At 59.3% G+C, this 24,308-nt stretch carries 23 protein-coding genes and 1 riboswitch; of the genes, 12 read left to right on the plus strand and 11 right to left on the minus strand.

Annotation, left to right across the window (positions count from 1 at the left end):
- Positions 1-52 precede the first annotated feature (52 nt).
- The 8 genes from Q8M73_03840 (at position 53) to Q8M73_03875 (ending at position 9,371) form a co-directional block, all read left to right on the plus strand.
- The gene (locus Q8M73_03840) at positions 53-223 is read left to right on the plus strand and encodes a DUF5302 domain-containing protein (GenBank protein MDP2287679.1); all 171 of its coding nucleotides are present in this window, start codon (positions 53-55) and stop codon (positions 221-223) included.
- 85 nt (positions 224-308) lie between these two features.
- Positions 309-1,955 (plus strand): hypothetical protein, encoded by a 1,647-nt coding sequence (locus Q8M73_03845; GenBank protein ID MDP2287680.1) that lies wholly within the window; start codon positions 309-311, stop codon positions 1,953-1,955.
- Positions 1,956-2,016: 61 nt separating this feature from the next.
- A complete protein-coding gene (locus Q8M73_03850; GenBank protein ID MDP2287681.1) occupies positions 2,017-3,126 on the plus strand; it encodes an acyltransferase family protein in 1,110 nt (369 codons plus the stop codon).
- 69 nt (positions 3,127-3,195) lie between these two features.
- The gene (locus Q8M73_03855) at positions 3,196-4,140 is read left to right on the plus strand and encodes an NADP-dependent oxidoreductase (GenBank protein ID MDP2287682.1); all 945 of its coding nucleotides are present in this window, start codon (positions 3,196-3,198) and stop codon (positions 4,138-4,140) included.
- 83 nt (positions 4,141-4,223) lie between these two features.
- The gene (locus tag Q8M73_03860) at positions 4,224-5,846 is read left to right on the plus strand and encodes a hypothetical protein (GenBank protein MDP2287683.1); all 1,623 of its coding nucleotides are present in this window, start codon (positions 4,224-4,226) and stop codon (positions 5,844-5,846) included.
- A 121-nt stretch (positions 5,847-5,967) separates the two neighbouring features.
- Positions 5,968-7,380 (plus strand): aldehyde dehydrogenase family protein, encoded by a 1,413-nt coding sequence (locus Q8M73_03865; GenBank protein ID MDP2287684.1) that lies wholly within the window; start codon positions 5,968-5,970, stop codon positions 7,378-7,380.
- Between the two features lie 346 nt (positions 7,381-7,726).
- Entirely contained in the window at positions 7,727-8,473 is a 747-nt protein-coding gene (locus Q8M73_03870; GenBank protein MDP2287685.1) for an enoyl-CoA hydratase/isomerase family protein, read from the plus strand.
- Positions 8,474-8,594: 121 nt separating this feature from the next.
- Entirely contained in the window at positions 8,595-9,371 is a 777-nt protein-coding gene (locus tag Q8M73_03875; protein ID MDP2287686.1) for a thioesterase family protein, read from the plus strand.
- On the opposite strand, the gene Q8M73_03880 is transcribed toward Q8M73_03875, so the two are convergent.
- The 6 genes from Q8M73_03880 to Q8M73_03905 form a co-directional block, all read right to left on the minus strand.
- Positions 9,368-11,068: an alpha/beta-hydrolase family protein gene (locus Q8M73_03880; protein ID MDP2287687.1), complete on the minus strand. Its 1,701-nt coding sequence runs from the start codon at positions 11,066-11,068 to the stop codon at positions 9,368-9,370. The genes Q8M73_03875 and Q8M73_03880 overlap by 4 nt on opposite strands.
- A gap of 107 nt (positions 11,069-11,175) precedes the next feature.
- Complete coding sequence (locus Q8M73_03885; GenBank protein ID MDP2287688.1) at positions 11,176-11,463, minus strand: 4a-hydroxytetrahydrobiopterin dehydratase; 288 nt, start codon at positions 11,461-11,463, stop codon at positions 11,176-11,178.
- 69 nt (positions 11,464-11,532) lie between these two features.
- On the minus strand, positions 11,533-12,687 hold the full coding sequence (locus Q8M73_03890; GenBank protein MDP2287689.1) for a fibronectin type III domain-containing protein: 1,155 nt from the start codon (positions 12,685-12,687) through the stop codon (positions 11,533-11,535).
- Positions 12,688-12,879: 192 nt separating this feature from the next.
- Entirely contained in the window at positions 12,880-13,665 is a 786-nt protein-coding gene (locus Q8M73_03895; protein ID MDP2287690.1) for an enoyl-CoA hydratase-related protein, read from the minus strand.
- A complete protein-coding gene (locus Q8M73_03900) occupies positions 13,662-14,705 on the minus strand; it encodes an acyl-CoA dehydrogenase family protein (GenBank protein MDP2287691.1) in 1,044 nt (347 codons plus the stop codon). The genes Q8M73_03895 and Q8M73_03900 overlap by 4 nt, the downstream gene beginning before the upstream one ends.
- Positions 14,702-15,805, minus strand: coding sequence for an acyl-CoA dehydrogenase family protein (locus tag Q8M73_03905; GenBank protein MDP2287692.1), 1,104 nt, complete (start codon positions 15,803-15,805; stop codon positions 14,702-14,704). Before Q8M73_03905 ends, Q8M73_03900 begins: the two co-directional genes overlap by 4 nt.
- Before the next feature lie 62 nt (positions 15,806-15,867).
- Here Q8M73_03905 and Q8M73_03910 point away from each other — a divergent pair, with 62 nt between their 5' ends.
- Both Q8M73_03910 and Q8M73_03915 read left to right on the plus strand, forming a co-directional pair.
- Entirely contained in the window at positions 15,868-16,629 is a 762-nt protein-coding gene (locus tag Q8M73_03910) for an enoyl-CoA hydratase-related protein (GenBank protein ID MDP2287693.1), read from the plus strand.
- 2 nt (positions 16,630-16,631) lie between these two features.
- Positions 16,632-17,123 carry a pyridoxamine 5'-phosphate oxidase family protein gene (locus Q8M73_03915; protein ID MDP2287694.1) on the plus strand — a complete coding sequence of 164 codons (492 nt, stop codon included), beginning with the start codon at positions 16,632-16,634 and terminating at the stop codon, positions 17,121-17,123.
- Here Q8M73_03915 and Q8M73_03920 read toward each other — a convergent pair.
- Both Q8M73_03920 and Q8M73_03925 read right to left on the minus strand, forming a co-directional pair.
- A complete protein-coding gene (locus Q8M73_03920; GenBank protein MDP2287695.1) occupies positions 17,089-17,640 on the minus strand; it encodes a TetR family transcriptional regulator in 552 nt (183 codons plus the stop codon). The genes Q8M73_03915 and Q8M73_03920 overlap by 35 nt on opposite strands.
- The gene (locus tag Q8M73_03925; GenBank protein ID MDP2287696.1) at positions 17,637-19,136 is read right to left on the minus strand and encodes an MFS transporter; all 1,500 of its coding nucleotides are present in this window, start codon (positions 19,134-19,136) and stop codon (positions 17,637-17,639) included. The genes Q8M73_03920 and Q8M73_03925 overlap by 4 nt, the downstream gene beginning before the upstream one ends.
- Positions 19,137-19,518: 382 nt before the next feature.
- Here Q8M73_03925 and Q8M73_03930 point away from each other — a divergent pair, with 382 nt between their 5' ends.
- Together Q8M73_03930 and Q8M73_03935 are read left to right on the plus strand one after the other, a co-directional pair.
- Complete coding sequence (locus Q8M73_03930) at positions 19,519-20,070, plus strand: hypothetical protein (protein ID MDP2287697.1); 552 nt, start codon at positions 19,519-19,521, stop codon at positions 20,068-20,070.
- Positions 20,071-20,097: 27 nt separating this feature from the next.
- Entirely contained in the window at positions 20,098-20,895 is a 798-nt protein-coding gene (locus Q8M73_03935; GenBank protein ID MDP2287698.1) for an exodeoxyribonuclease III, read from the plus strand.
- Here the strand turns inward: Q8M73_03935 and Q8M73_03940 are convergent, their stop codons facing one another.
- The 3 genes from Q8M73_03940 to Q8M73_03950 form a co-directional block, all read right to left on the minus strand.
- Complete coding sequence (locus Q8M73_03940; protein MDP2287699.1) at positions 20,896-21,537, minus strand: ATP-binding cassette domain-containing protein; 642 nt, start codon at positions 21,535-21,537, stop codon at positions 20,896-20,898.
- Positions 21,534-23,138, minus strand: a complete 1,605-nt coding sequence (locus Q8M73_03945; protein ID MDP2287700.1) for an ABC transporter permease subunit — start codon at positions 23,136-23,138, stop codon at positions 21,534-21,536. Before Q8M73_03945 ends, Q8M73_03940 begins: the two co-directional genes overlap by 4 nt.
- A complete protein-coding gene (locus tag Q8M73_03950; GenBank protein ID MDP2287701.1) occupies positions 23,102-24,169 on the minus strand; it encodes a thiamine ABC transporter substrate-binding protein in 1,068 nt (355 codons plus the stop codon). Before Q8M73_03950 ends, Q8M73_03945 begins: the two co-directional genes overlap by 37 nt.
- Positions 24,161-24,276, minus strand: a riboswitch (TPP riboswitch). (Overlaps the previous gene by 9 nt.)
- Between the last annotated feature and the right edge of the window lie 32 nt (positions 24,277-24,308).

The following is a 24,308-nucleotide window of genomic DNA, read 5'->3' on the forward strand; positions in this document are numbered from 1 at the left end:
GCGCAAGACAGCCCTCGGAAGTGAGCGGCAATGCGGATGCCAGACTGAGGCTATGGCTGACGAGCAATTAGACGAGCAGCGCGAGAAGTTTCGCCAGGCGCTCGAAGCAAAGAAGACCAAGGGTCATCGCAGTGGACAGGGTCCGACTAACGCCGGTGGACCTGTGAAGGATTCGTCTAATCGCGCTGGGGCCAAGAGGGAGCATCGCCGCAAGAGCGGCTGACGAGTGCTGGCTCCTGTGCTGGCGTAGCACAGCCGCATTCGAGTTGCGCTCAATCGAATTCTTTGGTCAAGGGTGAAGGGTGAGCATGAGCAAGAGGTCTCGTCCCATCATCGCCATGGTCACTGCAGCGATCGCCCTCCTCGTGGGCGGCATCGGGGTGACTGTCACTGCAGATGCGGCTGACGCGCCCTTGCCGAGCAGTACGCCATCCGCTGGCGTCACCGCTTCGACTTCGCAGGCACCTGTTGGGCCACGACCTGCAGCCTCTCCTGCCACGATTCCATCAAGTGCGCCGATCGCGCCGATCGCGCCGATCGCGACTTTGGCACCTGTGCCGGTGGCAGTTGACCAGCAGCAAGTTGAGCCCGCGGCCAAGTCCAATGACAACGGGGGTGGCAGCAATGACAAGAAGGTCACGCTCTGCCACGCAACTTCGTCCACCGAGAATCCGTACTCAATGATCACGGTTGCGACTTCCGCTGCTATCGATGGTCACGGTGGGCATACCGGCCCGGTCTATTACGTCGGGATCCCCACTGCCTGGGGCGATCTCATTCCGGCATTTGACGGCTACCCCGGAATGAACAATTCGGGCTCAGGGGCCGAGATCCTTGCAAACGGATGTGTAGTGCCGGCTGGCCCGTCGCCAAGCCCAACGCCGTCAACCTCGGTGACTCCTCGTCCGTCGGTGTCTGCGACGGCTCCGAGTTTGCCGGTTCGTCCAAGTAATCCGATTGCCACGGTTACCCCGCGTCCCTCGGTGACTCCTCGCCCTTCGGTCGCGCCTACGACTCCTACGCGTCCTTCCAACCCAATCGTGATCCCACCGCTGCCTGGCATACCCGTTATCCCTGGAAACCCGGGCACTGACAAGTACCGCTTGGTGCTGTGTCATGCGACCGAGTCGGCCGCCAGTCCCTATGTGAAGGTGATCGAGACTGCCGCAACTTCAGCTCAGTTGAAGCGAACGGTTGTTCGTGGTCACGGGACAGATCAAGGCCCAGTATTCGATCCCAATAGCGATGCAACCGGTGGTACGTGGGGTGACATCATTCCCGCTTTCGGCGACTTCGCTGGGTACAACAACACAGGCACGGGCGCAGAGATCTTTGCAAATGACTGTGCAGTGCCCGCCACTGTTGGCGGTAATCCCGATGCGTGGAACATCTGTCATTGGAGTGATGCGACAAGCCCTCCTGGGTACCAGCGAATCACTGTCAGTGCTGCTTCAACGACCGCTCTGATTGAATTGTTGAAGGGCCACGCAAACGAGACCAGCGCTTCTGGCAAGAAAGACATCATCCCAGCGACACGTACTGAGAGTGCCAATCTGGAGTGCCCCGGTACGACTCCTGTGAATCCTCGTTCGGGCTATGTGGGTTCCGCAGTATCTGTGAGCGCGGATATGTGTATGGCTGAATCAGGCACCTACGGATACCGGACCGAGACCGTTACCGAGTCTGCGATTGGTCCAGATCAAGCCACGGCGAAGCGTCTCGCCACAACAAGGGCAACGACCGCATTGGTCAGGCAACTGCGAGATCTTCAGACGCAGCACCCAGCGGCGATCATCGAATCGGTGACGGGATATCCAGGATTCCACTGGGGGCGTGAAGGTCAGACCATCTTCGCCAATAGCTGTGTGGTGTTGCGCAATCCGAAGAACAGTGAATTGCTCGGAGTATCTGGCAGTGCTCCAGTCAGTGGTTTACAACCGGTGACTGGCAAGTAACCCCCTTCTAGCGGAGACCGATTCATCACTTTGTGAAAAGTTGAAGGTAGATTTGTCCCCCATGGAGACCGCCCGTCCACGCATCGAGTGGATGGATCTGGTCAAAGGCACCACGGTCCTGCTCGTGGTCTTGTTCCACTCAGTGATCCATCTGGACGCCATTTCCAAGGAAGACAACGTCACTTCGGTGTGGTCCACCTCGATGAATGTGCTCGAGCCGATGCGCATGCCCTTGTTCTTCATGGTCTCCGGAATGCTTGCAGCAGGAGCGGTCTCGCGGCCTTGGCGGCTGTCACGACGGCGTACGTACGGCATGACCTATCTCTACGTCTTGTGGAGCGCAATCTTCTTCACCGTGGTCGCGCTCTATGTGAACACTGGCTTTGTCGCTGCTATCACCCAGTTTCCCGGTCGCTTGCTCGTAGGCAGCAGCGGATATTGGTATATCTACGCTCTGCTCCTGTATTTCATCGTGGCCAAACTGCTTCGTCGTTATCCCGCGTGGATCATCGTGGGGCTGGCAATTGTGCTGAATCTTCTTCGCGAACCTGTTGCGCAATGGAATCGCGATTTCATGGTGGGCATCGACGCGGGTTCCGCAATGACGGCAATTGTGACCAACTTGGTCTTCTTTCTGATCGGTGCGTATTACAAGGAGCTCCTGACGCAGATCACACGTTGGGCATCCTGGCTCTGGGTCGCTTTGCTGCTGGTGCCGGTGATTGCCTACGGGATTTGGCGAGACGCGTACCCGTCGACGTGGGAGCAGACGTATCTGCCGATCTCGCTCATTTGGATTGTCGCAGGTGTGATGGCGGCATATCTGCTCGTGAAATGGGAAGCTCCACGGAGGTTTGGCACCTTCTTCGGTGCTCGCACTCTGCCGATATTTGTCGTGCAGTTCCCCTTGCTGATGTGTCTTTCTTCCTATTTGCGCAACAATGATCCGGCATACATGCACAACCCCATCGTGCAAGCGCTGTTCCCGATCGTGATGACGTCGATGTTGGTGGGGGCTGCGCTGCTGCTGTACTGGGTGACGCGTAACAACATAGGAAAGTACCTCTTTGAAGCGCCTGCTTGGGCAATCCGCGAGTCCAGCGCTCACAAGCCAGGGAGGTTGGAGATGCAATCTGCAAACGCGAGTGATCTATCAAAGACTGCTCGCTAGCGGATTCGGCCTCACGCCAGGCTGACCTATGCAAGTCTTGCTTTCCACAAGATCCAGGGAAGGCTTCATATGCGTGTCGTCGGTGTTGAAGAGTTTGGCGGTCCGGAAGCACTCAAGGTATTCGAGGTGCCATCTCCAGAACCGGGTCCTGGTCAAGTTCGCATCCGCGTTCATGCGGCGGCGGTCAATCCCACCGATACCTTGTTCCGCGCGGGTGCCCAAGCGGGCAATCTGCGCAAGCCTGAGCCCCCCTTCATTCCAGGTATGGATGCTGCCGGAGTCATCGATGCCATCGGACCAGACAATGATGACCGGCTTGCACTCGGCGACCGCGTAGTCGCCATCGTGCTGCCGGGAGGTTCACGCGGCGGCGCTTACGCCGAGCAGATCGTTGTGCCCGCCGTCTCTGTAGTGAAGGCTCCCAAGGATGCCGATTTCGCTGCGGCTTCGACCCTGCTGATGAATGCCCTCACAGCGCGCATCACCCTTGATCTGCTTGGGCTGCATGAAGGGCAAAGCCTGGCCGTCACTGGCGCCGCCGGAGCCTATGGGGCGTACGTCTGTGAGCTGGCCCTGGCTGAAGGACTGCGTGTCATTGCTGATGCCTCGTCGGCGGATGAGGCTTTCGTGCGGGGTCTTGGTGTCTACGAAGTGGTTCCTCGTGGAAATGCGGTGGCGGTTGCCATTCGCGAAATGGCTCCCGAAGGAGTTGATGCTTTGGCTGATGGCTCACTCCAAGGCCACCTCGTGATCCCTGCCATCAAAGACGGTGGTGGCTACGCAGTAGTGCGAGGGTGGAATGAGGAACTCGAGCGGGGCATCACTGTGCAGCGCGTGATGGTCACCACTCAGTCAAAGAACACAGCCGCCTTGGAGCGACTGGTGCAGCAAGCCGAGGCGGGGCTGTTGACTCTCCGTGTCGCCGATGTCATTCCTGCTGCGGATGCGGCCGAGGCGCATCGTCGGCTTGAGGCGGGTGGGGTGCGAGGGCGCCTTGTGCTGGATTTTTCTTAGTTCCACTGTGACGGAGCAGAATTCGACGGTGAAGTGGAGTGTCGTAACCACGCGTTGCGCGTAGCCGTTCGTACCGTGAAGTTATGGCAATTCGAACCCTTGTGCGTCCCTTTGTCCTCCTGACCGTTTCAGCTGTGGCGATTGTCGGCCTGGCTGCTCCAAGCCCAGCGGCCGTAGGAGATGCAACCCCATTTGCGCTTGCCGCAGGTGCCACGCCCTATGGCGCGGTTCTTGGCCCAGATGGTGCGATATGGGTGGCGACAGGTGCGGCCAACTCAATTGCGCGCATCGATGCCAAGGGCACGGTCACGAACTACCCGGTGCCGACAGCCGCTTCGACTCCACGTTTCATCACTGTGGGATCGGACAAGAATCTGTGGTTCACCCAGCAGACTGGAAACAAGATCGGACGCATTACAACCGCTGGTGTCATCACTGAATTCCCTGTCACCACCGCAGGTGCGGAGCCTTTCGCCATCGCACCCGGACCGGATGGCAACCTGTGGTTCACCGAGCAGGCAGCCAACAAGATCGGTCGCATCACCACTTCAGGATCCGTCACTGAATTCCCGATCCCGACGCCTGCTTCTGTTCCTTACGGCATCGTCGCTGGACCTGCGGGCAGTAACGACATGTACTTCACTGAGTCAGCTGGCGACAAGATCGGCAAGATCACTTCTTCGGGTGCCATCACGGAGTTCCCGCTGGCTGCCGGCTCCCGGCCGTTCGGCATTACTACCATCGGTTCAGCGCTGTGGGTTGCCCTGCATGGCACCAACAAGCTTGCTCAACTCCAAGGCACAACAGTGCTGGAGATCAGTCTGCCCTCCGGCACTCAGCCTCTATGGCTCACTCAAGGCCCTGGCCCAACAATGTGGGTGTCCCTCTTCGGGACTTCAGCCGTTGCTGTATTCACCGCTGCGGGCTCCCTGCAGGCCACGTACCAGCTTGAGGCAGGTGCGAAACCCACAGGGCTCACGCAAGGTTCAGATGGAAACATCTGGGTTGCTGAAAGCGGCATCGCCAAGGTTGCTCGTGTGTTGTCAGGCCAACTGCCGACCTCGGTTGCTCCACCTGTAGTGACACCAAGCGGTGTTGCAGTTGGAGCCACTGCTTCAACGACCACCGGCACTTGGGCGTATGAGCCGACGACGTACACGTATCAATGGCAGCGATGCACAACGAACGTCACAACGAGCTGCACGGTGATTGCTGGAGCTACAGCGGCCACGTATGTCGTCACATCAGCCGATTCCGGCAGGTACCTCATCTCGAGCGTTGCTGCCACGAACCTCAACGGACCAGTGAGCGCTGTGAACAGCCTTCCCGTTCAAGTGGGTGGCAGTGTGACGCCGGCCCCGACTGCACCACCGACACCTACACCTGCACCTACTTCCACGGTCAAGGCAACAACTACGACATTGACGATCGCTGGGCCAGCAGTAGTCAAGCGAGGCAGCGCAGCGACCTTTGTCGTCACGCTGAACCCTTCGACCGCAACTGGCGTGGTGAATCTGACCTACCGCCAAGGGGCCAAGCGGATCCTGGTTCCGAACTTGAAGCCTGTGAATGGTGTTGTCTCCTCCTCATTTGCTACGCCGGCAAGCTGGGTCAAGGGCAAGGGGCGGCTCATCGCACGATTCGCACCGACGAATCCCAAGGTGAACAGCTTTGCCAGAACGATCCATCTCATGAAGGTTCGCTAGCACGCATTGCCTGCAGGCAATGTGCTGAACTGTGTTGACCGCTCAAGTAGTGGGGTCTAGCGTCGGTCGAACCCGCTGCAAATAGCTCGCGGGGTACTCAAGTCGCGGAGGAGTGCACACCTTGACCGTGCGTAACGGAGTTTTCATTGCTGGAAGGTGGAGTTCGGGCACCGGCACAGAAGAGTTGGTCGAGCGATCATCGATTGATGATCAACTGCTTGGTCAAGTGCAATCTGCCTCAGAGGCACAGGTCGATGAGGCGGTGCAGGCCGCTGCCGCGGCATTCCCAATTTGGAGTGCGACTCCGCGTGCCCAACGAACAGCGAAGTTGCACGAAATTGCGGAAGCGCTTGAAGCGCGAACCGACGAGTTTGCTGAATTGGCCACGCGCGAGGTTGGCACCACTTTGTCCATCTCCAAGGCGGTGCAGGTTGGCCTTGCTGTTCGCGTGCTTCGATCTACCGCCGATGCGATGGATGAATTGTCGCTCTCCGAAGAGGATGAGAACTTTGTCGTTGAACGCGAGCCCATCGGGGTCGTTGCGGCAATCACGCCGTGGAACTTTCCGTTGCACCAAATCGTTGCGAAGCTGGCTCCTGCGCTAGCCGCTGGATGCACCATCGTCGTCAAGCCGGCTGAGCAGACGTCGCTTTCGTCTATAGCCCTTTTCGAACTCATTGATGGCGTTGGACTCCCTCCTGGCACGGTCAATCTTGTTTGCGGCACTGGACCGATTGTCGGCGAAGCCTTGGTGCGTCATCCGCTAGTCAACATGGTGAGCTTCACTGGTTCCACGCGCGCGGGAAAGCGTGTCGGTGAACTGGCGATCAATGACGTCAAGAAGATCGCGCTTGAGCTCGGCGGTAAGTCGGCAACGGTGTTGCTGGACGATGCCGAATTAGACCGTGCAGTTCCGTCTTCGCTCAGTAATTGCTATCTCAACAGCGGACAGGTGTGCTCTGCACTTACGCGATTGATTGTCATGAGATCGCAGCTGCCACGAGTCGAGGAACTGTTGTTGAAGGCGGCTGAAAGGTTCGTCCCGGGCGATCCAATGGAGAGTTCGACTCGATTGGGCCCCTTGGTCTCGGCAGTTCAGCGCGATCGCGTCATTGAGTACATCGAGATTGGTATTGCTGAAGGTGCGCGTGTGCTCGTTGGTGGGCCACAGCGGCCTGAGGGTTCAGGCTATTTTGTTACACCAACAGTGTTCACCGATGTGACTGCCAACATGCGGATCGCTCAGGAAGAGATCTTTGGTCCTGTGCTCGTGGTGATTCCTGTCGAATCCGAGGAGGAGGCCTTGGCCGCGGCCAACAACTCGGCGTTCGGACTAGCAGGTGCGGTCTGGTCAGCGGATCGTGATCGGGCTGTGGCATTCGCCCGCAAGATTCGCACGGGCCAGGTGGCGATCAATGGCGGAGCCTTCAATGCCCGCGCTCCCTTTGGCGGCTACAAGATGTCGGGCAATGGTCGCGAGCTTGGCAAGTATGGGCTTGAGGAGTACTTCGAGTACAAGGCCTTGGTCTACTAGAACGCAGTCCGATACGGACGAGTGGGCCTGTGTCAGTCAAGCCGATTCGCGCCGGCACCGACGCCTGATTCCAGTAGATGTGCTCATGTGTCACCAGTCCGTTGTCAGTGCGGACAGGCACATGTCTGAGATGGCGTGTGGGTCCCATCGTTGACATCGTCTGCTCGAGGGCTCCTTCCATTTCTGCTTCCTTATGTGCTTGGAGTAGTTGAGCAACGGATTGCGCCGAAGAATGCTGATTCAGCGGCCTCCCCTCGATTGCACGCCAGACGAGCTCTGGATTCCCGAGTCTGACGAGTAACGTCCACCTAGGCAAGAGTCGAAGTCAGATCTTCCAGGGAGAAATATGGCGGCAATGGTTGTAGCGGACAGCATCGATGACGTCGTCGTGTTACGCATGGACCACGGGAAGGTCAATGCCTTGGACGTTGATCTGCTGATCGCTGTACGTGAAGCCTTCCAGCAGGTGCCAAAGCAAGCAGCAATCGTCCTGACCGGCAACGACCGGGCATTCTCCGCCGGGCTGGACCTGCGGCAGTTGCTTGATTCACCTTTGGAATACTCCGACCGATTGCTCGATGAGCTCACAACCACCTGCCTGATGATCTTTGATCATCCCCGCCCAGTTGTCGCGGCCGTGAATGGCGCAGCTATCGCGGGAGGAGCAATGCTCGCCTTGGCCGCGGATGTTCGCATCATGTCCCAAGGCGTCATTGGCTTGCCTGAACTGCAGGTGGGCGTTCCTATCCCGTCGGCGCTGATGGAGTTGGCTCGCTATGTCTTGAGTTCCCGTCTGCCCCGACATGTACTGCAAGGCCTTGCTATAGAGCCGCAGGCAGCCCTTGCCATTGGGATGGTCGATGAACTTGCCGACCCGGAGCTGCTTTTGGATCGCGCCGTTGCGCAGGCGCAGTCTCTGACGGAGGTGCCTGCGATCACCTACGCGCTGATGAAGCAATTTCTGCACGCCGAAGCACGTGACTTGATGGAGGCTGGAACTCCTGAAGGGGACGACGAGGTGGCCGATGCTTGGACTTCGCTCGAAGTGAGAGCACAGATCCAGGCGCAAGTCGATCGGATGTCCAAGCGCTAAGCGCTGCCGTTGGTAGTGTTCGGGCGTCGGAAGCGGTAGCTCCGAACACATCACGGAGGCCACCATCAGTACGCCATTGCCAGACAATTCTTCGCAAGAGTCGCTCTATGCAGACGTGACGATGCCCCGTCTGTTGGACCTCTTGCAGCTGGACGAAACCAATCACGACGTCTTTCGAGCGAGGACGATTTTCGAAGATCCCATCAATCTCTATGGCGGTCAGGTGGCAGCGCAGGCTCTGCGCGCAGCTGGCACGACTGTGCCCGAAGGTCGTGTTCCGCATTCATTCCATTGCTACTTCTTGCGTGCGGGAGACCCCAAGCTGCCAGTCGATTACTTCGTGAATCGCGATCGGGATGGCCGAGCGTATTCAGCGCGGACGGTCAGCGCGATGCAGGATGGTCGCGAGATTCTCACGATGAGCACTTCGTTCCACGTGGATGAAGAAGGACCAGACATTCAGCCATTCGGCATTCCCGACGTGCTGTATCCCGATGATCCTCGCGCCAAGCAGATGAGCACTCGAACCGTTGATATTGACTATCGTGATCCTCGCCTTGCAATCGACGACACGATGATTCGCCAGGTGTGGGCCAGAGCCACTGTGAACCTGGGCGATGACCCGCTGTTGCACGCCTGCGTGACCGCCTATGTCTCTGACCTGTTCACGGGACTCTTCACCCTTACTCCTCGTCGCAATGATGTTGCCTTGAGCAGTTTGGATCATGCGATGTGGTTCCTACGTCCCGCGAGAGCCGATGAATGGCTCTTCATGGAGCTAGTCGGCGAATCCCTCAATGGTGGTCGCGGTTTGTATTCAGGCTCGATGTTCAATGAGCGCGGCGAACTGATCGCGCGAATCATGCAGGAATCCTTGTTCCGCCAGCGTAAGAACTAGCCAGTCAGGTAGCGGTACTTGGCGAGTGCTTCCTGCATTGCAATGGTCCTTGCTCTTGTCCATCCTGGTGGATTGATGGTCAATGCGATCGCTGGACCAGATGCGCCGATGTAGTTGTGACCTACCTCTGGTGGCTCGCCGCCGCTGACCAAGTCCATGCCGACCTGCAAGCAGGTGATGATCCAGGTGTATCGAATATGGGGGTCCACCCCGGGACCAAGTGGAGGATCAATCCAGTCGGGACGGTTGAAGAGCAGATCCCAGCTCCAGTACACGACCGGGTCGTTGGGATGCGCGGCGATGGATATCGACTTTCCACTGGCTGCAGGCGCAGTGAGCAGTGATTCACTGTCGATGAACACTCGTGCTGACTTGCCATCGCCTATGACGGGTTGCCACGCTGGTCCCGCCGATCGATCGTTCTGCCATGCCTTCCAAAGAATTGAGCCGGCGGGAGGGCCGATCCAGATCACGGATGAGAAGTCGGTGAGCACATCAGCTGGAGTCGACGAACTGCTCCAGGCGGCCTGGCTGCCGAAGGCGCCCAGTGATTCGCCGAACAGCACCAGCTTGGGTCGGTCGTCAGCCGGATGTGTGCGCCACTCCTCCACGATCGTGTGAATCGTGTCGGCGTTCTGGATCTTGGTGGTCTCCTGATCCACGAGAAAGCCGATCCAACTCGGCACTGCGCTGTACTGCACTCCGATGCTTGCGATGTCGCCGCTGGTGACGATCTCCAGGCTGTTGATGGCGTCGGGCTCAACCCAGCCAGTTCCGGTCAGCGCGATGATGGCGAGGTATTCGCGATCCCAGGCGCGTGTGCGATCGAGTTCCTTCAGCGCCAGGGCACTGCGCTCCTGTGGTGTGCGGGCCTGATCGACTCCGACATACAAGCGCAGCGGCGTGGTCGCTGCTTCCTGTGTGATCTCCGAGATCTCACTTGGCTGCATCGTGTTGCCCACGAAGAAACGTCCTTCGCGGCCCAGAGTCTCCCAAGGTGTGAAACTGTCTGTGCTCCCGCTGTTGCTGCCCAATGCTGCCTGTGATTGCCCCGAAGTATCGGCATTGATGGTTTCGTAGCTTGTGAGGAGCCGGTTGTATCCCAGACCGATGGCAGAGTTGAACAGGAGCAGCACCAGCACAGCAGCAACGACACGGATGATCATCACTCGTCGGTATTGGCGCTGCGGCCCTCGACAGGTGGACCATCTCCACAACGGCGCAACAGCGGTTGCCATGCGCGCCAGACTGTTCGTGCCCAGTCGGATTCCACGGGCACCGGTAATGAACACAAGAGCCACCACAATGCTGGCGAGCAACACAACCAGGCTGGATGCCAACGCTGTGGGCATATCCAACTCCACCTGCTGCTCCAACTGCCAGGTGATCGCGATCGGTGTGATGATGATGGGCACGAGCCAGGCAAGGATCATCACCACTATGCAAAGACTGCGATTCAGCCTCCAGTTGGATGTCACGGGAGTCTTGCGCCATAGCCAGGCAATCGTGGCTCCCAAGGCGTAGCCCAGCGAGGTACCGACTGCAGCCAGCACTATGAGCAGGCTGAGGGGCCTTGGCAGGAGAGAGGGAGCAAGCGCGATCGCATAGCCAAGCGCTGCGAAGACGATCCCGACGGCGCTGAGTCGCGCACGTACGATCCTGCGTCGCAGCGGCGGCGAGAAGGGCGCGATGCTCATGTCAGCAGTATTTCGATCTCGAACCGTCGTTCAATCATCGCCTCGCCCAGAGCGTGTGAACATGACCAGTACCGCGGGCATTGAGAGCACTGCTGCGAACGATTAGCTCACAGGCAGATCGCGTCGACTCGCTCAGCGAGCTCGAAGTCAAGAGTCGTCAAGCCGCCCTTGTCATGTGTCTTGACCGACACGCGCAATTTTGTCCAGCGCACGTCGATGTCGGGGTGATGGTCCATCGCTTCGGCGGCTTCGGCAATGGCATCGACCCACTTCATGACCGTTGGAAAATCCTTGGCTTCCGCAGTGCGGGTGAGCTGGCCGTTCTCCAGGAACCACAGAGGTCGAGTTTCAAGCAGGCTGGCAATCTCTTTGTCTGACAGCAACGGTGGACGCATGTCGTCACGCTACTCGCAGGAGTGAGGGGTGGCGACGATGACTTCGGCACCCCTCACTCCTTTTCTGTCTCAGGCCGGGACCTGCTGCGCCACCTTGGCAGTTGTCATGACCCACGCTGTTCCGTTGTCGGTGTAGCCAGTTGGCGGGTTGTCCTTGACCTGATCGGTCTTTATGTACCCAGACCCGGTATCGGTGTAGCCGGCTGGGGCCGCGTCCTTGACAGATGCGTAGTAACCATCGGGGACAACCGCGTAGTAGCCGGCCGCACTTCCGTTGGCGTCCCATGCATTCTGTGCGTAGTACGTTCCGCCGTTCGGTGAGGTTGAGAAGTCGATGTGCGATCCGGTCTGCATGAACTGCTGGTGGTAGGTGTAGGGCCAAGTGCTGGTCACCGAGTGGTAGGTGTAGGCCAGCGTCTTCTGGCACAGCGAGCCAGCGTCAGCGAAGCCATCTGGACACACCCAGATTGTGCGGGTCGATGGTCCCGGCGCGGGTGCTGGAGCAGGCGGTGCTGAAGGAGAAGGCGCAGGAGTCGGTGCTGCTGAAACTGGCTGCACTGCGGGGACTGATTGGTCAACGAGAGCGCCTGTGAATTGCGCAAGGCTTTGCTGCATCGTGGCCGTGCTCGGGCGCCCATTGCTCGCCGAATTGGCGGGGGTAACGGTGAAGACATAGCGTTGCCTGACGTCCAGGCCACTCAGCGTTGCGTGCGTATCGGACGTGATGACCTTTGCGGCCGGACTTGTCGCACCAACGACGGTGGCCGTAGCCGTGTATTGCACGACAGGGCCTTCGCCCTTGTTCACGGTGTGATTCCAACTCAACAGCACTTCGCCTGGATTCGCTGTGGTCACCACAGTGAGACCAGTTGCGGCACCAACTTGCGAGACAGGAACGACGAATCCAATGCGAACCCCGTCGCGCGTAATCGAATAGCGGATGCCCGGATCAAGATCGTTGAGGACCGCCGGCTGGCCGGGGCGGACTTTGACTGCTCGGTATTGATGGCCCGGGGCTACCGCAGCGATGAGACCCCCCACCGGCGAAATCACCGTGACGCCTTTGATGTGATCGGCAAGCACCTGAGTGGCAGCCGGTATGGAGTCCGTGGCGATGACTGTTGGCGCTGGTTCCTGCGCGACCGTGACGGCAAGTGCTGGCGTCGAACTCAGGATCAGCCCGATGACGGCTATGGCTGAACACGCCACAATGAGACGCTTCATGTTCTTTCCTCCTCAGGACGGCCGATGCCGTCACAGAGGAGGTTTCCCCGAGTCCGATCTGATCAAACGCTCAATTGTCAGAGTTGGGTAAGGATCGGCGTGGGATCTGGCCTGTGGATGAACAGCTGCGGTCTGCACCGACCTGGCGCCACGTTCGAGTTGCCGCCCGGTGAGTTCTGCTCATCTGCAAAATCACCTTCCCTGGAAGTCGCCCGCCCGGTTTTCGCGCATGGCAGCAAGTGCTTCCTGATGATCACTGGTCGTCATGATCACGCCCATATGGGATGCCACCAGATCAAGCGCCGTTCGTAGGTCGATATCGGCAGATTGGTAGACCGTGCGCTTGATCAGGCTCACTGCCAATGGAGATTGGCGCGCAATCTTCTCCGCAAGTGCCTGTACGTGCTCCTGAAGCCCAGCGTCAGGTACCACCGCGTTGACGAATCCGATGTCTTTGGCTTCGGCGCCTGTGACGGTGTCTCCGGTCAGGAGTAGTTCGAGTGCCTTTGCTGGCCCTATGAGCCTGGGTAGGTAGTAGCAGCCGCCATCTCCAGGCACTACGCCCAGGCGTACGTATGCGGCACTGAACCTCGCCGACTCGGCGGCTATGCGCATGTCACACATCAAGGCCATGTCCATGCCAGCGCCCACGGCGGCGCCTGCGACTGCTGCGATCACAGGCTTGTCGATGCGATCGAGAGTGAGAGCAACGCGATGAATATCCTTGGTCAGGAATTCGCGACGCGCAAGTGCTGACGGATCGATCGCAGCAAGGGCTTCCAGATCTATGCCAGCACAGAAGGCTTCATCTCCACCTGTGATCACGATGACCCGGACATCGGGATCTGCATCGGCCTGCATCAGGAGGTCCGCCCATAGGTTCACCATCCCCAGCGTGAAGGCATTGCGTCGCGCTGGCCTGTTCAAGGTCAAGGTGGCAACTGCATTCGAGACTGAATAGAGAATCTCGTGGCTCATTGGTGTGTTCCCTCCATGGCGTTGACGATTGATTCCCACAACTGCGGGTGATCTTGGTGCATGAACTGACTTCCCAGCCAGGATTCCCAGACCTCGGGTCGACCGCCCTCCTCTGCCCACGACCAGAGTCGAGTCGTCAGCCGGCCAAGTGGATATTCCTGACTCATACCCATCGCGCCATGCACCTGATGCGCGGTCGCTGCGGCGCTCCTGGCAGCCCGTGAGGTGACGCTCTTGGCAATCGCGCTGTACCAAAGCGTGGGTGAGTCCATAGCTGTTGCGACGGCCGCCTCAGCAAGCAGGGTTTGTTCAGCAATGGATGCCAGCATGTGGGCCACTGCCTGTTGCTCTGCGATGGGCTTGCCAAACTGCTCTCGAGTGCGCGCGTAATTGACGGTCAGATTGCAGGTCGCCTGCAGTGCGCCCGCTATTTGGATGGCTCTGGCCAGTCCAAGCCGTGCGTGCAAATCCAGCCAGGCAAGGTGTGAGGGAAAGTCGAGCATGCGCTCGGCTTTCACGGAATCAAAGCGCAGATCTGCGCGAGCCTCCCCAGCGAGGTTGCTGTGCGAAGTGACGTCGACTTCGCTTGCAGGTACGAGCGCCAGGTGCAAAGAGCCCTCCGCGACAACCGGCACCAATACGAACTGCGCACCTGTCATACCTGACACACGCGCCGCTTGACCGGTGAGGTGCCACTCACCTGACTTGAGATCCGCAGTCACCTCGGTGCCCAGATCAAAGGCAGGGGCAATGTGGCAGTTGGGCTCTGCGTGGCCGCAGTGGCGCATTGCCCAGGCACTGACGAAGCCCGTCTCAGCAAGATCGGCATCTCTTGCTTCTCCAGCGAGGACCTGGATTGCGACCGCGAGATCGGCGTCTTCTCCGCCAGAACCACCGTCAACCTCGGGGATCCCGATCCACGGGATGCCGCCTTCGTCGAGTGCGGGGATCAGATGTTCTGCTGGCCCGCTGCACATGGCTGTGACCATGCGCGCAAGCGCAAGTCGCTCGGTGGTTTGCATCCAATCCATTTGGCTCATCGCGCGAGACCCTTGCTGATGATGCCGCGCAGCACTTCATTCGTCCCCCCACGGATGGTGAATCCGGGGGACTGAAATTGTGCTTCGCGCAACAGGGTTTGTGCGTGATCACTTGGGGGCAGTGTGCGGTTGGGATCAGCCACGAGGTCCAACGCGAGTTGAACACTGCGTTGCTCAAATGCTGTGCCAAGAGACTTCAGCAAAGGAATGTCAATCGCCGTCGTATGCCCCGAGGCCAGATGCTCCACGACCCGCTGGTTGATCGTTCTGAAAGTCGTGATCTCGGCAACGCAGCGACCCAGTTGAGCCGCAGTGGGCGCATCATCGTCAAGTCCGGGCAGCAGGGCCTGTAACAAGGGCAGGGTGGAGAGGTACCGCTCTGGTCCAGCTCGCTCAAAGGCCAATTCCTGCATGGCTTGAGTCCAGCCATTGCCAATGGGACCGAGCACATCGCTGTCGGGAACGAATACTGCGTCGAAGGCCACCTCATTGAAGTGGTGCTCGCCACTGATGAGTGGAATGGGTCGAATCTGAACTCCGCGATTGGGAAGTCGCACAATAAATTGCGTCAGACCTTCGTGACGCTGCCCTCCAGTACGCGCAAGCACGACAATCGCATGAGAGGTGTGCGCCCCGCTGGACCAAAGCTTGGCACCGGTGATTTGCCAACCGCCAGCGACCTTGTCAGCGCGAGTGCGAATGGCAGCAAGATCTGATCCGGCATCGGCTTCACTGAGGCCGACGGAGATCCAGGCCTTGCCCGCAGTTATGAGGGGCAGCCACTCGCTTTGCTGAGCCTGCGTTCCATGGCGCAGAATCGACGGCGCGAACTGGCGCTCAGCAAACCAGTGCGCAGCTACGGGTGCACCAGCTGCCAGCAGCTCTTCGCTGACCACGAGTCGCTCGGCCACGCCCAGCCCGCGCCCGCCATATTCAGAAGGCAGCATCAGGCCGATCAAGCCATGCTTGCCAAGGCGTTGGCTGAAGTCCGGATCAAAGCCGATCAACCATGAATCGCAGTGGGGAGTGAAGCTCTGCTGCGAACGTTCGGCTTCGACAAAGGATCGAATCTCAGAACGCAGGTCGGCCAAATCAGACATGCGGTCCTCCCTCCATTGCAGCAATCTCCTCGAAGTGCACTCTAGGTGGCGAACACACCTTTATGGTTTCGAATGTGACCGCCCGACATGAGCAGCGTGGACACATTTTGGTTATCACCATCGATCGCCCTGAGAAGCGCAATGCGATCAACAATGAAATCACCGAGGCCATCGATCTGGCGCTGAACGAGCTCGATGACAATCCGAATCTTTGGGCGGGTGTCATTACTGGCACGCCGTCAATGTTCTCCGCTGGAACAGACATGAGCTCGCGTGACGGCCGATCAACGCAGCGCGGCGGCGAGTATGGCCTCATTCGCCGCCAGCGTGTCAAACCACTGATTGCAGCGGTCGAAGGCAATGCACTCGGCGGCGGTTTCGAGATTGCCTTGGCCTGTGACCTGATTGTTGCCTCAACCACCGCGCGATTCGCGCTACCTGAAGTGCAAAGAGGAGTCATTGCGACGTCTGGTGCGCTGTTCCGGGCGATGAGAGCCCTGCCCATCAATGTTGCCCGCGAGATGTTGATCGCTGGAACGGTGCTCGATGCGGAGCGCGCCCACCAATTGGGACTGGTCTGTCAGGTCACTGAACCAGAGCAAGCATGCCAAGCCGCTGTCGATCTGGCCGAGCGCATCTGTGCCGCTTCGCCGCACTCGGTGCAGCAGACGCTGAAGGCCATCAATGCTCAATTGGCGCAGGACGATGCGCTTGGTTGGGAGGCGACACGCATTGCAGTTGAGGCTATTCTCCAATCCGAAGATATGGCCGAAGGCCTCGCGGCATTCTTCGAGAAGCGTCCGCCTCAATGGAAGGGTCGTTGATCATGCCGCCGGCCGAACTGAAAGAGCAGCGTCGCAGTCGAAGCATTGCGATGACACCAGAAGAGCGAGACGAGTTCCTGGAGTCTGAGCGTGTGTGTCGGGTGGCCTCAGTGGGTAGCGACGGCGCTCCGCACGTGACTCCCTTGTGGTTCATCTGGGATGGTACGCACCTGTGGCTCAACTCCATTGTGCGAAGTCAGCGATGGGCGGACTTGCAGAGTCAACCCCGCACCGCTGTGGTCATCGACGGTGGAGTCGAGTTCGTTGATCTGCACGGGGTTGAAATTGAAGGCTCAACCGAGGTTGTTGGTGACGTGCCGCGCACTGCTGAACCCAATGAGGAGTTGGCCCCGATCGAATTGGCGTTCGCACGCAAGTACGCCCGCAGTGATGTGTTCTATCCGGACGGTCGCCACGCCTGGTTACGGGTGGTGCCCAGCAAGATCAGCAGTTGGGATTTCAGGAAGAATCAGGCTTTGCGGAGCCCTCGCTGACGATCTGGATGAGTCGCCCGTAGTTGCGCACTATCCATTCATCCTCGGTGTCCGCCAGGAGCCGTTGAGTGCGCAGGCCGATCGCCAGGCCGATGACCAGGCAAGCGAGGAGTTCGACGCGCGATTCCAACTCGTCGCCGGGCGCAATCAGTGGAGTGACGTGCTCTAGGGCCCAGGCCCGAAACTCCTCTCTCTCGGCCTGTGGGTCAGGGGCATCTGCCGTGCGGAAGACCGCCTGCACCCATGGCTCAGCTGCGCCGGACTGACGTCGATCCAGCACTCGTTGGGCCCAGGCCTCTCCCACCCGTGAATGCGGAATGCTCGGGTCAAATGGTGGTGGCATGGTTGGGGCGGCGTCTTCATAGAGCTTGGCCTTGCTTCCACCGACCTTCATCACCATCGACGCAGACAGACCGGATTCAGCCGCAATCTGTCGGATGGTGACTGATGGATAACCACGTTCGGCGAAGAGCCGTCGAGCAGCATCGAGTACTACGTCACGCGAGTTGGGCTTCACTTGATCGCCTCATGTTGGTGGGTGAGTTCTTCCACGAGCGCCGGATCGATGGGTTCAAGTTCAAGATGAATCGGCCTTGGAATAGCCATCGCAACTAGGGCGCCAATGAGCGAGGCAGCCGCTGCGATCCAGAAGATGTGCTGGAAGGCTGCAAGTGAGGGCAAAGCCTGGCCGGCGACCGTCAAGGTGGTGATGGACAGAATCGAGGCCACGGCTGCACTGGATACCGAAGCGCCAACGCTTCGGAGCAGGGTATTCAGCCCATTGGCAGCAGCTGTTTCAGTCTCTGGGACTGAACCCATGATGAGAATTGGCATCGCCGCATAGGACACCGCAGTTCCTGCGGCGACGATGACTGCCGCAATCATGATGAGCGTGACTGTCTCGTGCATGAACCCTCGCAAAATGTAGCCAAAGGCCATGATCAAAGCGCCAGTGATCAGCGTGATCTTGGCACCGAATCTGCGCGTGACGCTGGCCGAGATGGGAGCCAGAATCACCATCGTCAAAGATGTCGGAATCATGGCGATGCCGGCTTGAAGGGGTGTCAAGCCGTGTCCGTAGCCAGTGATGGTGGGCATCTCCAGCATCTGCAGAGTGGAGAGCATGTTGGCGTACATCGCAAAGCCCATCACGATTGCGGAGATATTCGTCATGAGCACAGGTCGCTTCAAACTGATGCGTAGGTCTACCAGCGGCTGTTTGGTCTGAAACTCCCATGGCGCCCAGACAGCGAAGATCGCCGCACTGATCCCGAAGGTCAGAAGAGTCTGCTGACTGGTCCATCCCCACGATCCACCTTTGGAGATGCCGAGCAGGAGCGAAGTCAGAGCACCAGAAAGCAGAACTGCCCCGAGGTAGTCGAAGGTTCCGCCGGTGCGGATCTCTGACTCTCGCACCACGATCAGGATGGCGATCGCCATGAGAATCGCGAACAGCCCTGAGACCCAGAACACGGCATGCCAGCCCAAGGTCGTGAAGATGATGCCGGCCATCGGCATACCCATTGCCGCGCCGACGCCCAAAGTGGCGCTCATCAAGGCGACCGCGGCACTCAGCTTCTCGGCTGGGAGTTCATCTCGCATGATGCTGATGCCAATAGGGATCAGCGCAGATGATGCACCTTGGAGCACTCGGGCAACGATGATCAGCAGCAGGCTGTTGCTCAGGGCACCCAGCACTGACCCAGCAAGTAGCAGGCCAAGGCAGACCAGCATGATCCGCTGTTTGCCGTACATGTCTGCCAGCCGCGACAAGGTTGGGGTGGCGACAGCTGCGGCGAGCAGGGTCGCGGTGACGACCCACGACACATCGTCAGTCGATGCGTTCAGCAGCTCGGGAAGGTCTGACAGCAAGGGCACCAGCAGCGTGTGCATGAGCGAGACACCCATGCCGCTGACCGCCAGCACGGCGATGATTGCAGCGGGGGAGTACTGACGCTTTTGCTGCAGTGGCATGGACGCCTTCGGCTTGATGGTGAACAAACGTTCACGCATTTAATCACACTCGTCGAAGCTCCCAATTGCCGCAGAACGGCCGGTGGTTCATCTCACATTTGGCCACGGGGGATTGGGGTCAAGCTGTGACTCAGATCACGGTATTTATAGGGCAAATCAGTAGATATCCCCCGGGATGGAACGAAGAGCAGGCTTGGAAATCCCGGATTCGGTTCGTATCGTCATCCGGTCCGAGTTTGCATCGTGAACTCGGGGGATCTCCTTGGCAATGGCCAAGAACTGCGCGGCCCTTGTGGTCTGCTCCGTGGGATTCGGGGCAGCGGTCTCGCTGGTTGGAAAGTGCACTGGGCCGTACCGATGGCCACTCTGCGCGATGACCCGAGGTCTCACCACGCACCAAGGTGCTGATCGAAGAGGACCAATGCGCACTGCGCACCGTGCCGCCCTTGTGGTGGCCACCCTGGCTGTGGGGCTGTTTCCGATGACCTCTCCAGCCCAAGCACAACAGCCAACTGCGCTGGTGATCAGCCAAAGCGCAGCAACGGCAAAGGCAGCAACGCTGAGAGCGAAGACTTGGAAGCTCGCCTTTGCCTCCACGGCCACCTTGGACCGCAATGGAGTGGAGCCAAGTCTGTACCGCGGCAAGTTCTTCCGCCCGTCAGTCGAGCAAGTTCGCAAGTGCATCGTGCAACGTGAGAGCTCCGGTCACTACACCTCTGTCTCGCGCAGTGGATACCGAGGCGCATATCAAATGTCCAAGGACCTTGGGCATGGCGTCACATGGATGATGCTGAAAGAGCATCGCGCTTTGCTGGGCGACTCAGCGGCAGCACTTGCGATGTCCAAGCTACGTGCAACTCCGGTGTCGAAGTGGACGCGCTACTGGCAGGACGCGGCGTTCAGCACGATCTACAACTGGGAGAAGACAAAGTCCGGAGCCAAGCATTGGCGCGGCGGGCGCTGGCACTGCTAGTTCGTTGACTTCTGGCACGATGCGGGCATGCTTCGAGTCCTCACAGTCAACGTCAACGGAATTCGCGCAGCCAACCGCAATGGCGGTTTGGACTGGCTCGGCAATTCGGGGGCTGACGTGATCTGCATGCAAGAGGTCCGCGCAACTCATGAGCAATTGCATGAGGTCCTGCGGGACTCGCCACTGGCGGAGTACTTCGTTGAGCACTCGCCAGCGCCACAGTTGGGGCGCGCTGGTGTAACGGTGCTCAGCCGGCAACCGCTGAAGCGCATCAAGACAGGCGATCCTCAACTTGACAGTGAAGGCCGTTGGGTCGAAGTCGAAGTAGACACCGAGGTCGGACCCATCACGGTGGTCTCGGTCTACGTGAACTCTGGTGCGGTGGGCACTCCGCGCCAGGATGCGAAGTACGTATTCCTGGCTTCGATGGATGCCAGACTCGCAAAGTTGCAGTCTCCCCGACGCAAGAAGCCCGCAGTCGTCTGTGGAGATTTCAACATCGCGCACAAAGAGGTCGACCTTAAGAACTGGAAGGGCAATCTGAAGAACGCCGGATTCCTCCCAGAAGAGCGGGTCTTTCTGGATCGCTGGTTTGAGAAGTCCTGGATTGATCTGGGTCGAAAGTTTGGCGGCGACGGACCCGGGCCTTACACCTGGTGGTCCATGCGCGGAAAGAGCTTCGATACCGATGGCGGATGGCGCATCGACCTCATCATCACAACGCCGAACCTGGCGGCTCGTGCACAGTCGGTAGTGGTGGCAAAGGCAGCAACGTACGCCGAGCGGTGGAGTGACCACGCGCCGGTCTTCGCAGATTTCGCTTAGCTAGCCGATGAGTCGGTGCTCGCTGATCCGGTAGACCGTTTCGGTGATGGAGCGCGCTTCTGATTCGTCGTGTGTCACATGAATTGCCGTGACGCCTTCCTCGCGAAGCAGCCCGGCAACCTCAGACGCAAGTCTGGTGCGCAAGTCGGCATCAAGAGCGCTGTAGGGCTCGTCAAGCAACAACAACCTTGGCTTCGGAGCGAGAGCGCGCACTAGCGCTACCCGCTGGGCCTGCCCGCCACTGAGCTCCAGTGGAGACCGATCCTGGTAGCCCTCCAGTCCCACCCAGGCAAGGAGCTCGAGAGCTCGAGGTCGTGCTAGATCCTTCGGCATGCCAGCACGACGTAGCCCGTACATCACATTGCGGACGACTGAGAGATGGGTGAAGAGCAAGGGATCCTGAAAAACCATGCCAACCCGCCGCTGGTGGATCGGCAGGTGCGTCACATCGAGTTCGCCGACGAGAATCTTTCCCGCCAGTGCCGGCACTGTGCCAAGTATCGATGCCAAGAGAGTTGATTTTCCGCATCCGCTTGGACCCAGAATTGCGATGGTGTGCCCTAGGGGTACTTGAAGATCCGCCTGTATCAGTGGCAACTGGTAGCCGATCGAACAATCGACGAGTTCGAGCCCGTTCTTCATCGAGACAGCCTCCTGCGTCCAAGAGCATCAACGCCCAGGATCAGCATGACGGTACCGACGACCAGCACCATTGCCAGCGCGGCTGCCACGCCATAGGAGGCATCTCCTGGTCGTTGGAGCAGATGCATGATCTGCAGCGGCACTGTCGGTGAACCGGACCTAGCCAAGAATGAGGCGGCTCCGAATTCTCCGAGTGACACACACGTGGCGAGCCCGCCCGCTGCCAGCAACACGATGCGCAGTGTTGGCCCATAAGCAGTGAAGAAGGCGCGCGTCGGCTTGGCACCCAGAGCGCTGGCCGCCGTTGCGGCGCGCGCATCTGTTGCTCGCAAGGTTGGAAGCACAACAGCAATTACGAGTGGTACTGCAACGAGTGAATGCGCCAGCGGAATCAGGAGATCCCACGAGCGCAGATCGATGGGTGGTCGTCCGAAGGACAGCATCAGCCCCAGTCCCAGAGTTGCCGCGGAAAGACCAAGCGGCGCCAAGGCAATCAGCGCCACAGCCCGACCAAAGCGGTGAGCCAGCACGCTCATGGCGGCTAGGACGCCGATGCCCCCAGCAATAAGCCCGGAGATCAATGCGTACTTCAACGAAACGGCAATCGCTGAGATCGGACTACTGAGACGAGTGGTGCCCGAGTCCAATGAGGTCAGCGACTGCCACCACTGCAGAGTCCACCCCGTTTCGCCCCGAAATGAGTCAAGGGCCAATGAAACAAGAGGGAGTACCACGATGGCGACTCCTGAAGCGGCGATTGCGAAGACGAGGATGCGTTGGCGCGGTCGCCGTGGGTGTGGCATTCGTGCGATGCGCAGCACAGGGGTCGACCGCGTTCGTTTCAGCGAAGCCCGAGCTCCGATGAGCAAGGCAACGGTGACGACGAGCAATTGAAGAACCGCGGTAAGCGCAGCAGTCGGGAAGTCCAGAAGCAAAGACGTCTCGCGCAGGATCTGAGATTCCAGGGTCCGAGTGCTGCTGTCTCCCAGTACGAGCACGACACCAAGCGAGGTGAAGCAGAAGACGAACACCACTGCCGTGGCAGACAGGATTGCCCCGCGCAGTTGAGGCAGGGTCACCGTTGCGAATGCGCGAAAGGCAGTTGCGCCCAGTGCTCGTGCAGCGGTCGCTTCGCGAACGTCCAACTGCTGCCAGGTCGCGCCCACAATGCGCACGATCACTGCGAGATTGATGTATGTGTGCGCTGCAATGACGAGCAGTAGACCCGGTTCCAGCAGTGAGCCGAACAGGCCTCGAAAAGCTAGGGCGATCACAACTGTTGGCAGCACGAATGGCACGGTGACCAATGCTTGGGTCAGGGCTCTTCCACGGAACTGGTAGTTGCTCAGCACACCAGCCAAGGGCAGACCGATGAGCAGGGCCAGGCCGGCACTGATGAGTGCTTGGCCGCCAGCCAGCCCAGCGATGTGCAGAGTGCCAGCCCAGTCGAAAGTGCTGATCGCCTCGAGGGCACGCCCCAGCACAGTTGCGACCGGGGCTCCGAGCAGTACAGCCAGAAAGAGAGCAGGGGGGACCCATGCCCACTTCAGCCAACTCGGTGCATTCAGCGCCCCATCACCTGACCCCAGGTCTTCAGCCACTCACTCAGGTGGGCGTTCACATCTGCAGCCGACAGTTGAAGTGGATTGGCAACCCTGGCGGCAAACTTGGTGAACACCGGAGGCAACGGCACGTTCGCGCGCGACGGAAATACGAACATCGACAAGGGAACGTCGGCCTGCACTGGTGCCGACAGCAACCAGTCGACGACCTTTCGAGCGGCCGCTTCATTGGGCGTGCCTCGCAACACGCCAGCGAATTCGATCTGCCGGTAGCAACCATCGGTCAGCACTGAAGTTGAAGGCTTGCTGGGCTTGGGCTGTTCTGCGTAGACGATCTCTGCAGGTGGGCTTGTTGCATAGGAGACGACGAGAGGTCGGTCTCCCCTGCCTGCGCTGAACACACTCTCATAGGCGTCGGTCCAACTTCCCGAGACCTTGACACCATTTGCGTTCAACTGCTCCCAGTACTGAGGCCAGTTCTCCCCGTACTTGGCAATGGTGGCGAGCATGAAAGCCAAGCCGGGAGAAGAGCTTGCCGGATCTTCGACCACAAGCAAGTCCTTGTACTTCTTGCCCGTCAATTGATCGATATTGATCGGGACCGGTACTTGGTTCTTGGCAAACCAGGTGTCGTCGATGTTGATGCAGACGTCGCCGTAGTCGATCGGGGTGACGACTCCTCCAGAGGTGTCGTCGCGCAACTCGGGGACTATCGAATCTGCATCACTTGCGGTGTACGGACTGAATACTTCGGCATCGACGGCCTTCGACAGGAGAGTGTTGTCAATGCCGAACATGACGTCGGCGCTGGGGGATCCGGCAGCGAGCACTGCACCGGCCACCATGGCGCCCGCGTCGCCTGCCGTCATCACCTCGATGGTGATGCCGGTGTCCTTCTTGAACTGCTCGAGGAGTGACTCGCTGACAACAAAGGAATCATGAGCGAGCAGTCGCACTGTCGTTGGCCCAGATGTTTCTGGGCTTGAGGGTTCGGCACTGCTGCAGGCACCGAGCACGAGCCCGCCACTGAGCACCAGCCCGATCATCAGTTTTGATGCATGGAAACGCATATCCACCTCTTCCCTTGCGCTGGCATTACCCAGATCAGGTTCATTGGGTCGGTGGAGACGTCCACCCTCTCAGCCCGCCGAATCTGCGAGCTCCCCTTGGTGCGTGAAGTCTATGTGGCTGGGGATGCTCCCCGGCGGC

The sequence above is a fragment of the Actinomycetota bacterium genome (assembly GCA_030684515.1).
In the GTDB taxonomy this organism is placed as follows: domain Bacteria; phylum Actinomycetota; class Actinomycetes; order S36-B12; family S36-B12; genus UBA11398.